Here is a 14382-nt window from a genome sequence, read left to right on the forward strand (position 1 = left end):
GTGGATGGCGCCATGGGATGATCTTGCTTCGCCCCCATCTCGGACAAATAATCGCCCCGATCCGCAGGCGTTCTTGGGGTGTCGCGGCAAGCGGGTGTTTGCACAAAGGTGTGAAACATTCGGAAATATTTGCCGGGATGAGTTGAGACCGTTTCGGTTCCCTTAACGTACCTGGAGATCGCCATGACCTTCACGATTCATGTTCCGATCTTTCCCTTGCGGCGGGAAATCATGCTGCGCAAGCAGCGCAAGGGTGTGGCGGGGGTTTCTCCCTCCGGCGCGCCGAAGTCACGCTCGCGCGACCAGGACGGCTTCCTGGAGCTGGAATTGCTGCCCGTGGACGAACTCGATCTGATGGGCCGCAAGGCGCGCCGCCGCCGCGGCAGCTAGCCGTCCACGCCTCCCGCCCGGCTTCGGCGGGGGCGCTGCGGCGGGTGGCCGCTTGAGGCGGGTCGCCACACGCGCGGCGCGTGGCGTCCGGCGGGACGATCCGGTAAGGTTCGGCGCAATCGCCGTCCCCATGTTCGCCGGATCCCCTGATGCAAGCCTCGCCCCACGACCAGCCGGACACCCATTTCGGATATCGCACCGTCCCGCTGGATGAGAAGCAGACCCTGGTGGACGAGGTGTTCCACAAGGTCGCCCGGCGCTACGACATCATGAACGACTTCATGTCCGGCGGGCTGCACCGGGCCTGGAAGGACGCCATGGTCTCCAAGGTGCGTCCGCCCCAGGGCGCGCGGCCGTTCCGTCTGCTGGATCTGGCCGGCGGCACGGGCGATGTTTCCTTCCGCGTGGTCGGTGCGGGCGGCGAGGGGACCCGGGCGGTGGTCGCCGACATCAATCGCGAGATGCTGGCCGTGGGCCGCGAGCGGGCCGAGAAGCGCGGCCTCTCGGACAAAGTCGAATTCGTCGACGCGAATGCCGAGTCGCTTCCGTTTGCGGATTCGAGCTTCGACGCCGTCACCATCGCCTTCGGCATCCGCAACGTGCCGCGCATTCCCCTCGCCTTGTCCGAGATGAAGCGGGTGCTGAAGCCCGGCGGACGGGCGCTGGTGCTGGAATTCTCCAAGGTCGATGTGCCCCTGCTCGACAAGATCTATGATTTCTATTCCTTCCGCGTCATTCCCGAACTCGGCCGCCGGGTCGCGGGGGAGGCGGAGCCCTATCAATATCTCGTCGAATCCATCCGCCGCTTTCCCCCGCCCGCAACCTTCGCGCAGATGATGCGCGAGGCCGGGTTTGGCCGCGTGGATTTCACGCTCATGACCGGCGGCGTCGTGGCGCTGCATTCGGGGTTCCGGATTTGAACGGCTTCGTTCTTCCGCCTTCCTTCGGGAGCGGGAAGGACAAAAGGATATGCGCGTGATCTTTCTTCTCGCCGATGCCGCTCGCCTGGCGCGGGCCGCCTATGTGCTCGCCCGCGAAGGGGTGCTGAGCTTCGTGCCGCCGCTGGCGCTGCCGCCGCCTGCGCGGCCGCTGTTGAAGCTCGCGCGCCTGATCGCCCGGCCCGACGCCGGCTCGCGCGCGGCTCGCCTGTCGGCGGCGCTGAGCCGGCTTGGTCCGTCCTATGTGAAGCTCGGCCAGTTCCTGGCCACCCGGCCGGATGTGGTGGGCACATCCATCGCCCGCGATCTGGAAGTGCTCCAGGATCGCATGCCCGCCTTCGGGCAGGACATCGCCGAGGCCATGGTCGCCGAAGCCCTCGATCGGCCGGTTTCGGCGGCGTTCGCGGTGTTCGGCCCGGCGGTCGCGGCCGCCTCCATTGCCGAGGTCCACAAGGCCGAGGTGGTGGAGGAAGATGGAACGCGCCGCGACGTGGCGGTGAAGATCCTGCGGCCCGACATCGGCCGCCGCTTCGGCTCGGACATGGCGACGTTCCGCCGTGTCGCCGCGTTCGCAGAGCGCACCTCGCCGGAAGCCCGCCGGCTGCGCCTGGAAGCGGTGGTGGAGACCCTCGCCCGCTCCGTGAATATGGAGATGGACCTGCGCCTGGAAGCCGCCGCTTATGCGGAATTGGCGGAAAATACCCAGGACGATCCCGAGATCCATGTCCCCGCCGTGGATTGGGAGCGCTCCGGCCGGGAAGTGCTGACCACCCAATGGATCGACGGCATCAAATTGTCCGACCGCGCGGCGCTGGAAGCGGCCGGCCATGACCTGAAGGCGCTGGCGCGCATCGTCATGCAATCCTTCCTGCGCCAGGCCATGCGCGACGGCTTCTTCCATGCCGACATGCACCCGGGAAACCTGTTCGTGGACGCGCAAGGGCGCCTCGTGATCGTCGATTGCGGCATCATGGGCCGGCTCGGCGCGCGCGAGCGGCGGTTCCTGGCGGAGATTCTCTACGGCTTCATCACCCGCAACTGGCGCCGCACCGCGCAGGTGCATTTCGACGCCGGATACGTGCCGCGCCATCATTCGGTGGAGGATTTCGCCCAGGCCATCCGTGCCATCGGCGAACCGATCCATTCGCGCAGCGCCGAGCAGATTTCCATGGCGAAGCTGCTCTCCCTGCTGCTGGAGGTCACCGGCCTGTTCGACATGAAGACCCGGCCCGAACTTCTGCTGCTGCAGAAGACCATGGTTGTGGTGGAAGGCGTCGCGCGCTCGCTCGACCCGCAATTGAACATGTGGACCACCGCCGCCCCGGTGGTGGAGGATTGGATCGCCCGCAATCTCGGCCCGGTCGGCCGCATCCAGGAAGCGGGCGGCGCCATTGGCGAAGTCGGCAGCTTCCTGGCAGACGTGCCCGAACTGCTGGGCCGGGCAGGGCGGGTTGTGACGCAGCTGGACGAAGCCACCCGCGACGGCCTCAGCCTCTCGCCCAAGACGCTGGAGGGCATCGGCCAGGCGGAAGCACGGCGCGCATTCTGGGGCAATGCGGCGCTTTGGGTGATCGCGCTTTCGCTTTTGGTGCTGGCACTGAAATAGCGCGCATGTGCTGCGGTCCGTGTCCCGCCTTTCAGGAGATGCGCGGGACCGGGGAATGCATCGTTGATGCACGCGTAGTTATAATTTTTGTTTAAATGCAACCTATGGTTTGTTACGCTTTCCCCAATCAGACGACTGGGGAGGGGACGATGCGTATCCTGCCGGCATTTGCCTTTGCCGCGGTGTTGGGGGCCGCCAGCTTTTCCGCGCAAGACGGCTTTGGTCAGGGGACATATGTGCCAAAGGCGCAATTGTGCGCGAACGGCACGCAGACCCTCTGCTCCACCATCCCGGCCTATATCGGGCCGGACCCGGAACTCTCACCTGGCCTGGGCTACAACGGCATCTTCGGCCAGGTCACCAGCACGGCGAACGATTCCCAGACTCCGTTCGACAATATGTCGTGGCAGAGCTTCATCGGCCTCAATTGGGTCGCCGGCACCGAATCCGCCCCTGCAACCCGGGGGCTTGCGGCGACGGGATCGCGGGTGTGGCAAAGCTGGGTGAAGCCGGATTTCCTCTTCGGCAGCGGACCGGTGAGAGCCTCCTGCGGCGCGACGGCGCTGCCGGTGATCACCATCGCCAGCGACGGAAAGGGCGCGCCTTCGGTCAAGAACGACGAATATTACCAAGCGTCGACCAACCTGCCGCTGATCGACATCTACGGCAATTGGACCCTCTACGAGCGCCGCCTGAATTCCACCGAGGCACTTTATCTGCTCGCGCCTAACGGTAGCCCGTTGGACAATCTCGTGACGATCGCCGGCCAGACCAAGTTCGTCGCGGACAAGAAGCAGGTGGCCTTCCCCACCTCCGCAATCGACCCGCTGGGATCGCGCGGCGCCATGGAGCTGAAGATCGCCTGGCGGATCCTCGGCCCCAATGACACCAAGAGCCGCTATTTCACCATCGACGCGCAACTCGCCGTCGCGGGCGATCTTGTCAGCGGGGGGCAGCAGATCTGCGAGACGGTGACGCTGGGTATGGTGGGCATGCACATCATCCAGCGCAATCCCTATTACGACGGCAACAAGGTGCTGCTGGCGCAATGGATCTGGTCCACCTTCGAGCATGTGGACAATGCACCCGTCGCCACCGCCGCGTGCGATCCGACCAAGCCTGGGCCATGTCCCACGATCAACCAGCCAAGCTGCGGCGCGGCGCCGGCGTCTTCTGGGAATTATTCCTATTTTGTTGGGGGATCCTCCGCGCCGACCAATAATCCGCCCTCGGCCGGCGCGCAGAAGAACTTCGCCTGGAATGCGAAGCCGCCTTATGCGGGCGCCTATGCCCAACCCGTCACCAGTGGCGGGCAGACGCTCTATGTCGCCCCGCAGATCGTGCGCTGCTGGAGCATCTATGGCCTGACCGCGAGCCTGAATACCCAATGGCAGGGGGCTTTGGCCCAGGCGGGCTCGGTGTTCGCCAATTACGCGCTGGTGGGCACGCAATGGGGCACCTCGGGCCTTGAAGTGCGGCTGCCCAATTACCCGATCGACGCGGTGCCGGGCCTGCTCTCCAACCTGACGCTGGAAACCTATATCCAGAACAATGCCGTGGCCACGACCGGCGGCGGCGTCGGCTCCTGCGTCGGGTGTCACGGACAGGCAACGCTGGCGGTCGGCAATGCGCCGTCCGACTTCAGCTTCCTGCCCAGCCTCGCCGCGCCCCTGCCGGCGCGGCCGGTGTTCAGCGTGAAATAGCCAATGGCCGGCGTGGGGCGGGTGTCTTGTCCGCGCATCCGCCATTGCGGCACCGGTTCTCCCCCCGCAGGCAAAAGTCTCCCCTGCCGCTGAGGCGATTTTTCGGCTATCGCAGGGGCTTCGCCCGGCCGGGAGACCGCCATGCTGCACCAGCGACGCATTCTGCTCATCATCGGCGGCGGCATCGCCGCTTATAAATGCCTGGACCTGATCCGCCGTCTCAAGGAGCGCGGCGCCACGGTGCGGGCGATCCTCACCCCGGCGGCCCAGCATTTCGTGACCCCGCTTTCGGTCGGCGCGCTGACTGGCGAACGGGTGTTCACCGATCTGTTCGACCTCACGGCCGAGCACGACATCGGCCACATCCAATTGTCGCGCGAGGCCGATCTGATCGTGGTCGCGCCCGCCACCGCCGATCTCATGGCCAAGGCCGCGAACGGATTTGCGGACGATCTCGCCACCACAGCCCTGCTCGCCACCGACAAGCCGGTATTGATGGCGCCCGCCATGAACCCGCGCATGTGGGCGCATCCCGCCACCCGGCGCAACGTGGCGCGGCTGAAGGAGGACGGGGTCTATCTCATCGGCCCCAATTCCGGCGCCATGGCCGAGCGCGGCGAATTCGGCGAAGGGCGCATGGCCGAGCCGCTGGAACTGCTCGCCGCCATCGAGGCGCGTTTCTCGGACCAGACGGTGCTGCTGAAGGGCCGGCGCCTTCTCATCACCTCCGGTCCCACCCATGAACCCATAGATCCTGTGCGATATATCGCCAATCGGTCGTCCGGCAAGCAGGGCCACGCCATCGCCGCCGCCGCCGCCGCCGCCGGGGCGGAAGTGGTGCTGATCTCCGGCCCGGTGGCGGTTGCCGATCCGCGCGGCGTGCGCATGGTGAAGGTAGAGAGCGCGCGCGAGATGCTGGCGGCGGTGGAAGAGAATCTTCCCGTGGACGCCGCCGTGTTCGCCGCCGCGGTCGCCGACTGGCGGGTCGCCGGAGCCGCCGATCAAAAGATCAAGAAAGGCGAGGCTGCCGCACCGGAGCTCGATCTGGTGGAAAATCCAGACATTCTCGCCACCATCGCGCGGCACGGCACGCTGCGCCCGCGCCTTGTCGTGGGATTTGCCGCCGAGACGCAGAATGTGGTGCCCCACGCCCAGGCCAAGCTGGCCCGCAAAGGCTGCGACTGGATCGTCGCCAATGATGTTTCGCCGGAAACCGGCATCATGGGCGGCGATCTCAATACCGTGCATCTGGTGAGCGCCGACGGGGTGGAGGATTGGCCCTCCGCCAGCAAGACCGAGGTGGCGCGCCGCCTTGTCGCCCGCATCGGCGGTGCGCTGGCCGGCGAGGGAGTGTGAGCATGGCCGTTGGCGTTCCCGTTCTGCGTCTGCCCCACGGGGCGGATTTGCCCCTGCCGGCTTATGCGACCGCCGCCTCGGCCGGGCTCGACCTGATGGCTGCCGTGCCGGCCGATGCTCCACTGGTGCTGAAGCCCGGCGCGCGGGCGGCGGTGCCCACCGGGCTCGCCCTCGCCCTGCCGGCGGGCTTTGAAGCGCAGGTGCGGCCGCGCTCGGGCCTCGCCTTGAAGTTCGGCGTCACGGTGCTCAACGCGCCGGGAACCATTGATGCGGACTATCGCGGCGAAGTGCTGGTTCTGTTGATTAATCATGGAGATGCGCCGGTTGAGATCAGCCGCGGCATGCGCATTGCCCAGATGGTGGTGGCGCCCGTGACGCATATTCTGCTGGAAGAATCCGGCAAATTGGAAGAAACTGCACGCGGCTCCGGTGGTTTTGGGTCGACAGGGCTCGACGGGGCGCACGGATCGAGATAGCCACAGTCCCATGCCGCGTTTATCCGACAAAAGCCTGCTCGCCATCGCCGCCGTCGTGGATGTCGCCGTCCATGCCCGGGGCGTTCCCGTTGCCGCGAAAGCCTTGGCCGCCCGCCACGGCCTGCCGCCCCGCCGGCTGGAGCCGGTGTTGCAGGCGCTGGTGCATGCCGGCGTGCTGAAAGGGGTGCGCGGCCCGCGCGGCGGTTACGAGCTGGCGCGCGAGCGCCGGCGCGTCTCGGTGGCCGAGATCGTGCGCGTGGTGGAGGGCGCCGAGGAGGAGAAGGAAATCATCCTTCCCCCGCTGGTGCTGGAAGTGGTGCAGCCCGCCGTCGCCTCCGCCGAGGACACGTTCGACAAGGCGCTCGACACCGTGACGCTGGAAGACCTCTGCCGCTCCGCCGACGACAAGGGCCACGGCTCGGAACACGACCGCATCGACTTCACCATCTGAACCCGGCGGCGCCCCGCAGGACGCGACGCCACGAGACAGACGCCAAGAGACAATCGAGGGAGAAATCCAATGGCAGAATCGGCAAGCAAGCCGGCCGGCGACATCGCTCCGGGCCGTGGCCGGGTGTATGATTCCATCACCCAGACCATCGGCGATACGCCCCTAGTGCGGCTTCAGCGCCTGCCACAATTGCGCGGCGTGAAGGCCGAGATCCTCGCCAAGCTGGAGTTTTTCAATCCCATCGCCAGCGTCAAGGACCGGATCGGCGTCGCCATGGTGGATGCCATGGAGGCCGCCGGCGCGCTCGATGCCGACACGGTGATGGTTGAGCCCACCTCGGGCAACACCGGCATCGCGCTCGCCTTCGTCGCCGCCGCGCGCGGCTATCGGCTGATCCTGGTGATGCCGGAATCCATGTCCGTGGAGCGGCGCAAGATGCTGGCTCTGCTGGGTGCGGAACTGGTGCTTACCCCGGCCCAACTCGGCATGAAGGGCGCGGTCGCCAAGGCCGAGGAATTGCTCCGCGACCTGCCCAAGGCGGTGATGCCGCAGCAGTTCAAGAACAAGGCGAACCCCGCCATCCACCGCAAGACCACCGCCGAGGAAATCTGGAACGACACCCACGGCAAGGTGGATGTGATCGTTTCCGGCGTCGGCACCGGCGGCACCATCACCGGCATCGGCCAGGTGCTGAAGCCGCGCAAGGCCTCGCTGCGCATGGTGGCGGTGGAGCCGGAGGACAGCCCGGTGCTCTCCGGCGGCCAGCCCGGCCCGCACAAGATCCAGGGCATCGGCGCGGGTTTCGTGCCGGAAGTGCTAGATCGCAGCGTCATCGACGAGGTGGTGACGGTCGGCAACCAGACCGCGTTCGACACCGCCCGCGCGCTCGCCCGCTATGAAGGCATTCCCGGCGGCATCTCCTCTGGCGCGGCGATTGCCGCGGCGTTGGAACTCGGTGCGCGCCCGGACTATGCCGGCAAGGTCATCGTCGCCATCGTCCCGTCCTTCGCCGAGCGCTATCTGTCCACCGCGCTGTTCGAAGGACTCTGAGCGCGGGGCGCCGTACGCGTCGCCTTCTTCTCCGCACCGGGCGGCTTCGCTACAGTCGAATGTGATTCGGCGTGGGCCGGATGGCGTCCGGCACGGGCGCCAGCTGAGGGAGGTCGCGGCGGCGCATGCAGGGTGGGGTTGCGGACAGGGCCAAGACGGCCGCCGGAACAGCTTGCGTGCGCGTGCGATCGAACGCGCCGCCGACGATCCATGGGCCTCGCGCTGCGGCTTTCAGCCAGATCCGCCGCCGCGCCCCCGCCGCCCGCCTGTCGCGGGTGCTTTTGAGCGGCACGGCCTTGATCTGCGGCGTGGCGGATGCCGCGGCGGCCGGCCTGGGCGGTTCTGGGGCTGAACCGTCCGGTGTGCTGCTGGGAAGCGCCCTCGGCATCGGCGGGCTCGCCGCCGCCGTGGTGATCGCGATCACATGCAGCCTCTGGCTGGGACGGATTTCACGCAACGAAAAGGCGGCCCTGCGCAGCGCCGCCCACGCGCGGGCCGATGCCTATGCATTGAAGAGCCTGCTGGCCGGCGATGCGCTCGGCACCGTGCTCTGGGTGGTGGGCGATCCGCTGCCCCATCTGCTGGGTGCGGCGGCAATGCTCGACCACCAGATTCCGGCAACGGGCAAACCGCTGCAGGATGCGGTGAAGCTCGATCTCGCGCCTTGGCTGGGCGCGCCCGCCGCCGCCGCGCTCGCCGCGCCGCTGGAGGCTTTGCGCGCGCAGGGGCGGGCCTTTTCCCTGCCCATCACCGGACCCGACGGCGCGCAATGGATCGCCGAGGGACGCGCCACCGACGGCAGCCGCATGCTGAGCGTGCGGACCGCGCCGGCATCCGGGTCGCTGGCCGAAGGTGGTCAGATGGCCGACCCTGGGCAGGGCGCGCGTGCGCAGGTGGAGCGTGCACAGGCCGAGACAGCCGCGCGCGGCATCCTCGCCACTGTGTTCGCCGCAGCCCCGTTTCCCATGTGGCTGCGCGACACGGCGGGCGCGTTGATGCGGGCGAACCCGGCGTTTGCCCAGGCGGTGGGCGCGCCCTCGCCCGAGGAAGCGGTGGCGCGCGGCATGGAATTGCTGGACCTTTCCGCACGCGAGGCGGCCGCTGCCACGCGCCGGGACGGCAAGCCCTACCAGACGCGGGCGCGGCTCGTGGCGGGCGGCCGCCGCCGCGTGCTGGAAGTGCTGGAAGTGGATGATCCCGCCGGCGCCGGTGGCCTTGCCATCGACATTACGGAAGCGGAGGCCGCGCGCGCCGAGGTGGCGCACACCATCGCCGCCCATCGCCGCACGCTCGACCAATTGGCGACCGCGGTGGTGATGTTCGGCGCCGACGAGCGTCTGGCGTTCCACAATTCCGCCTATGAGGGCCTGTTCGGCCTGGATGCCGCCTTCCTCGACACGCGCCCCACCGAAAGCGAGATCCTCGAAACCCTGCGCACCGCGCGCAAGGTGCCCGAGCAGGCGGATTTCCGCGCCTGGCGCGAGCACTTGCGCGAGGCCTATCGGGCGCTGGAGCCGATCCACGATTGGTGGCACCTGCCGGGCGGGCAGATGCTGCGCGTGGTGGTGACCCCCAATGCCGAGGGCGGCATCACCTATCTGTTCGAGGATGTCTCCGAGCATATGGCGCTGGAGAGCCGCTACAACAGCCTGATCCGCATCCAGGGCGAGACGCTGGACGAACTGGCCGAGGCGGTCGCCGTGTTCGGCAGCGACGGCAAGCTGCGCCTGCACAACCATGCCTTTCTCTCGCTCTGGTCGCTGAGCGCCCAGGCGCTGAGCGACAAGCCGCATATCGACGCGGTCGCCGCCATGTGCCGGCCGCTCCATGCCGATCTCGACAGCTGGGCGCGCATCCGCGCCGTGGTGACGGCGCTCGAACATCGCAGCGGCACCCATCTGCGCATGGAGCGCGCGGACGGGCTGGTGCTCGACGGCGCCGCCCAGCCCTTGCCCGACGGCGGCACGCTCGTGACCTTCCGAGACGTGACCGACAGCGTGAAGGTGGAGCGGGCGCTGATCGAGCGCAACGAGGCGCTGGAAGCCGCCGACGCGTTGAAGAATGCGTTCGTCGGCCACGTCTCCTACCATCTGCGCACGCCGCTCAACACGCTGATCGGCTATGCCCATATGCTCGGCGAGCCCAATGTCGGGCCGCTCAACGGCAAGCAGCTGGAATTCCTCGACCATGTGCGCCAGTCCTCGGACGCGCTGCGCGCCCTGATCGACGATATTCTCGACCTGGCCAGCATTGATGCCGGCGCCATGGCGCTCGATCTCGGCGAGGTGGATGTGCGCGCCACCCTGGAAGCGGTGGGCGAGGCGGTGCGCGACCTCCTGGCCGAGCGACAGGTGAGCCTGCACATCGACGCCCCGCAAGAGATCGGCGCCTTCACGGCCGACCGGCGGCGGGTGCGGCAGATCCTGTTCAACCTGCTCTCCAACGCCATCGCTGTGTCGCCGCCGCAGGGGGTCGTAACCCTGAGCGCGCGGCGCACCGAAGGCGCGCTCAGCGTCGAGGTGCGCGACCAGGGACCCGGCATTTCGGGCGATATCGCCGGCAAGGTGTTCGAGCGGTTCGAAACCCACGGCGCCGGCGCCGAGCGCGGCGGGGTGGGCCTTGGCCTCTCGCTGGTGCGCTCGTTCATGGAATTGCACGGCGGCTCGATCACCCTTGGCACGGCCGAGGGTGGCGGTGCGCTGGCCGTGTGCCGGTTTCCCCTTGCGGCGGCGCGCCGCGACGAGGCTGCGGAATGAGCCCCCTGATTTCCCGTGTTCCCGGCCTTCCCAATGCCTTCCGCATGGATCTGCCTGACCTTGAGGCGACCGGCCAGTTGGCGGCGCTGCTCGCGCCCTGGCTGGCGCCGGGGGATCTGGTGGCCCTGCGCGGTGATCTCGGCGCCGGCAAGACCGCCTTCGCCCGTGCCCTGGTGCGCGTGCTGGCGGACGATCCGGCGCTGGAGGTGCCGAGCCCGACCTTCTCCGTCCTCGTGGGCTACGAGTTCGCGCGGGTGAAGGTGACCCACGCCGATCTCTACCGCGTCGAGGACCCCGACGAGCTGGACGAGCTGGGATGGGAGGAACTCTCCGCCGATTCCATCGTCATCGTGGAATGGCCCGACCGGGCGGCGGAGCGCCTCGCCGCCGACCGGCTCATCATCGAATTCGATCTCGCGCCCGATCTCGGGCCGGAGGGGCGCCGGGCGATCCTCTCGGGAAGCGGGGCCTTCATCGAGCGCCTCGACCGGCTTCATGTGTCGGAGCTGCTGATCGAGGCCTCCGGCTTCGGCGCGGCGGAGCGGCGCTACATGCAGGGCGATGCCTCAAGCCGCTCCTATGCCCGGCTTGTGCTGCCAGACCGCTCGGCGGTGCTGATGAACGCGCCGCGCCGGCCCGATGGCCCGCCGATCCGGCGCGGCCTGCCTTATAGCCGCCTCGCGCATCTGGCCGAAGACGTGCGGGCCTTCGTCGCCATGGCGCGCGGCCTGCGGGCGCAGGGTTTTTCCGCCCCGCAGATCTATGCCGCCGACCTCGACCGGGGCCTTCTGGTGATCGAGGATCTCGGCGATGGCGGAGTGCTCGAAGGCAGCCCTCCCGAGCCCATCAAGGCGCGCTACGAGGTCGCGGCCGAAGTGTTGGCCGCTTTGCATGCGCAATCCCTGCCGCACGTGCTCCATATCGCCCCGCAAAGCGATTACGTCCTGCCGGTCTACGGGATTGAGGCATTTCTGATCGAGCTGGAACTGATGCTCGACTGGTACCTGCCGTTCCGCAATGTGCGCGCCGACGCGGTGGTGCGCGACGAATTCCTGATGCTCTGGCGCAATGCCCTGAGCCCGGTTCTCAACGAGCCGCAGACCTGGGTGCTGCGGGACTATCATTCCCCGAACCTGATCTGGCTGCCCCAGCGCGAGGGGCTCCAGCGCATGGGCCTGATTGATTTCCAGGACGCAGTGCTCGGCCCGGCGGCCTATGACGTCGCCTCGCTGGCGCAGGACGCGCGGGTGGACATCCCGGAAAACCTGGAACTGCACATTGTCGGCCATTACGTCGCGCAGCGGCGCGAGGCCGATCCCACCTTCGATGCGCGCGCCTTCACCCATCTCTATGCGCTGATGGGCGCGCAGCGGGCGACCAAGATTCTCGGAATTTTCACCCGTCTCCACCAGCGCGACGGGAAACCGCAATATCTGCGTCATCTTCCTCGGGTTAGGCGCTACCTTGCGCGTTGTCTCGGGCATCAGGAACTCGGTTCGTTGCGCATGTGGTACGAGGCTGTTCTGCCATCTAAGGACCTTCAGACGTGACGACCGTTCAAAAAGCCATGGTGCTCGCCGCCGGCATGGGCACGCGCATGCGTCCGCTCACCGAGACCATTCCCAAGCCGCTGGTCAAGGTCGCGGGGCGCCCGCTGATCGACCATGTGCTGGACCGGCTGGAGGTGGCCGAGGTGCGCGAGGCGGTGGTGAACGTCCATCACCATGCCGACCTGCTGGAGGCCCATCTCGCCACCCGCACCGCGCCACCCCACCTGCACATCCGCGACGAGCGCGGCCTTCTGCTGGATACCGGCGGCGGCGTGAAGAACGCACTGCCCCTGCTCGGGGGCGCGCCGTTCCTGGTGATCAATTCCGATACCATCTGGATCGAGGGCGTGACGCCGAACCTGGTGCGCCTGCAGAACCAGTTCGATCCCGCCCGCATGGATGCGCTGCTGCTGGTGGCCGCAAGCGCGCTCTCCATCGGCTATGACGGCACGGGCGACTTCACCATGGATGCCGAGGGCCGGCTTGCCCGCCGCAGCGAGCGCATGGTGGCGCCCTTCATCTATGCCGGCGCCTGCATTCTCTCGCCCGCCTTGTTCGAGGGCGCGCCGCAGGGTCCGTTCTCGCTCAACGCCATCTTCGATCGCGCGGGGGAGGCGGGGCGCCTGTTCGGCCTGCGGCTGGAAGGCCTCTGGATGCATGTCGGCACCCCCGACGCGATTTCCGCTGCGGAAGAGGCGATCCGCCGCTCGAGCGACTAATCCTTGGAACCGTGCGGCGTGCCCGCTGGCGCCCCGCGGCGTTCACGATCGGACCGCTGCGTGCTAGCCTTGCCCATGCATCATCTGGATCCCAAGGCATGAGCGGTTCCGTGCAATCAGCTTGCCGCATCATCCTTTTCGCCCTGCTTGTCGTGGCTCTGGGCCGGCCATCCACCGCCCATGCGGCGGATGCCGCGTTTGCGCAATTCATCGCCTCGCTCTGGCCGCAGGCGCAGGCGGCCGGCGTCTCGCGCGCCACCTTCGAGCGCGAAACGCGGGGGCTCGAACCGGACTACAAGCTGCCCGACCTCGCCCTGCCGGGACGGCCCGTGACCGGCGCGCGGGCGCAGCCCGAGTTCGTCCAGGTGCCGGCCAGTTATGTGAAGGAAGCCACCATTGCCCGGCTCGCCGTCGAGGGACAGCGGCTGATGCAGAAGCATCGCGCCGCGCTCGACCAGATCGAACGGCAGTTCGGCGTTCCGGCCACCATGGTGCTGGCGATCTGGGGCCGCGAGACCGATTTCGGCCGCTATTCCGACCCCTATGACACGCTGCGCGTGGTGGCGACGCAGGCCTATGTGGGGCGCCGCAAGGATCAGTATCGGGAGGAATTCATCCTCGCGCTGAAGATCCTCGACGAGGGCGTGGTCACGCGCAAGGAGTTCCGGTCATCCTGGGCCGGGGCCACCGGGCTCACACAATTCCTGCCGTCCGAATATTTCCAGCACGGTGTCGATCTGGACGGCGACGGGCGGGTCGACATCTGGCATTCGGCCCCCGATGCGCTCGCCTCCGCCGCCAAGCAACTGGCCGACAAGGGCTGGCAACCGGGCCTGCGCTGGGCCTATGAGGTGCGCGCGCCGGCCAATGCCGATTGCACCCTCGGCGTGCCCGAGGTCCAGCGGCCGATCGGCGAGTGGCTGCGCGCGGGGTTCGTGCCCATGGGCGGGGTTTCGCCCTCGCCCGCCGAACTGGCGCAGCCCGCCTCGCTGCTCCAGCCGGAGGGGATCTATGGTCCTTCGTTCCTGACCACGAAGAATTACTTTGTGATCAAGCAATATAATTTTTCCGATCTCTACGTGCTGTTCGTCGGCCATCTGTCCGATCGCATGGTCACTCCGCAGCCGTTCGTCACCCCCTGGTCGGCATCCACGCAGATGCGCACGAGCGCCGTGGAGGCGATGCAGAAGCATCTGACGCGCATGGGCCTCTATGGCGACAAGATCGACGGCAAGGCGGGCATGCTGACCCGCGCGGCGCTCGGCGCCTACCAGAAATCCGCCGGGCTCAAGGTGGATTGCTGGCCGAGCGATGCGGTGCTGCAAGCGATGAGCACGGCGCGCTAGCGGCGCGCGGGCGGGGCTTGCCCCAGCGCTGGCGCGTGGCC

The 14382-nt window shown here is 67.8% G+C and carries 12 protein-coding genes; all 12 read left to right on the forward strand.

Annotation, left to right across the window (positions count from 1 at the left end):
- Positions 1–183: 183 nt before the first annotated feature.
- Positions 184–390, forward strand: coding sequence for a hypothetical protein (locus V5F78_RS04415; RefSeq protein ID WP_394066203.1), 207 nt, complete (start codon positions 184–186; stop codon positions 388–390).
- A gap of 149 nt (positions 391–539) precedes the next feature.
- Entirely contained in the window at positions 540–1310 is a 771-nt protein-coding gene (gene ubiE / locus V5F78_RS04420; protein WP_394066201.1) for a bifunctional demethylmenaquinone methyltransferase/2-methoxy-6-polyprenyl-1,4-benzoquinol methylase UbiE, read from the forward strand.
- Positions 1311–1365: 55 nt separating this feature from the next.
- The gene (ubiB, locus tag V5F78_RS04425; protein WP_394066199.1) at positions 1366–2934 is read left to right on the forward strand and encodes a 2-polyprenylphenol 6-hydroxylase; all 1569 of its coding nucleotides are present in this window, start codon (positions 1366–1368) and stop codon (positions 2932–2934) included.
- Positions 2935–3083: 149 nt separating this feature from the next.
- Positions 3084–4637, forward strand: coding sequence for a hypothetical protein (locus V5F78_RS04430; RefSeq protein ID WP_394066198.1), 1554 nt, complete (start codon positions 3084–3086; stop codon positions 4635–4637).
- Between the two features lie 141 nt (positions 4638–4778).
- Complete coding sequence (gene coaBC / locus V5F78_RS04435) at positions 4779–5993, forward strand: bifunctional phosphopantothenoylcysteine decarboxylase/phosphopantothenate--cysteine ligase CoaBC (RefSeq protein ID WP_394066196.1); 1215 nt, start codon at positions 4779–4781, stop codon at positions 5991–5993.
- A 2-nt stretch (positions 5994–5995) separates the two neighbouring features.
- Positions 5996–6469, forward strand: coding sequence for a dUTP diphosphatase (gene dut, locus V5F78_RS04440; protein ID WP_394066194.1), 474 nt, complete (start codon positions 5996–5998; stop codon positions 6467–6469).
- A gap of 10 nt (positions 6470–6479) precedes the next feature.
- A complete protein-coding gene (locus tag V5F78_RS04445; protein WP_394013160.1) occupies positions 6480–6920 on the forward strand; it encodes an RrF2 family transcriptional regulator in 441 nt (146 codons plus the stop codon).
- Between the two features lie 69 nt (positions 6921–6989).
- Positions 6990–7970: a cysteine synthase A gene (gene cysK / locus V5F78_RS04450; RefSeq protein ID WP_394066192.1), complete on the forward strand. Its 981-nt coding sequence runs from the start codon at positions 6990–6992 to the stop codon at positions 7968–7970.
- Positions 7971–8146: 176 nt separating this feature from the next.
- Positions 8147–10726: a PAS domain-containing sensor histidine kinase gene (locus V5F78_RS04455; RefSeq protein WP_394066190.1), complete on the forward strand. Its 2580-nt coding sequence runs from the start codon at positions 8147–8149 to the stop codon at positions 10724–10726.
- Positions 10723–12276 (forward strand): tRNA (adenosine(37)-N6)-threonylcarbamoyltransferase complex ATPase subunit type 1 TsaE, encoded by a 1554-nt coding sequence (tsaE, locus tag V5F78_RS04460; RefSeq protein WP_394066189.1) that lies wholly within the window; start codon positions 10723–10725, stop codon positions 12274–12276. Before V5F78_RS04455 ends, tsaE begins: the two co-directional genes overlap by 4 nt.
- A gap of 17 nt (positions 12277–12293) precedes the next feature.
- On the forward strand, positions 12294–12995 hold the full coding sequence (locus tag V5F78_RS04465; RefSeq protein WP_394066876.1) for a nucleotidyltransferase family protein: 702 nt from the start codon (positions 12294–12296) through the stop codon (positions 12993–12995).
- Between the two features lie 98 nt (positions 12996–13093).
- Positions 13094–14341: a lytic murein transglycosylase gene (locus V5F78_RS04470; RefSeq protein WP_394066187.1), complete on the forward strand. Its 1248-nt coding sequence runs from the start codon at positions 13094–13096 to the stop codon at positions 14339–14341.
- Positions 14342–14382 lie beyond the last annotated feature (41 nt).

The organism is Roseixanthobacter glucoisosaccharinicivorans (assembly GCF_043195095.2).
GTDB lineage: Bacteria > Pseudomonadota > Alphaproteobacteria > Rhizobiales > Xanthobacteraceae > NCEH01.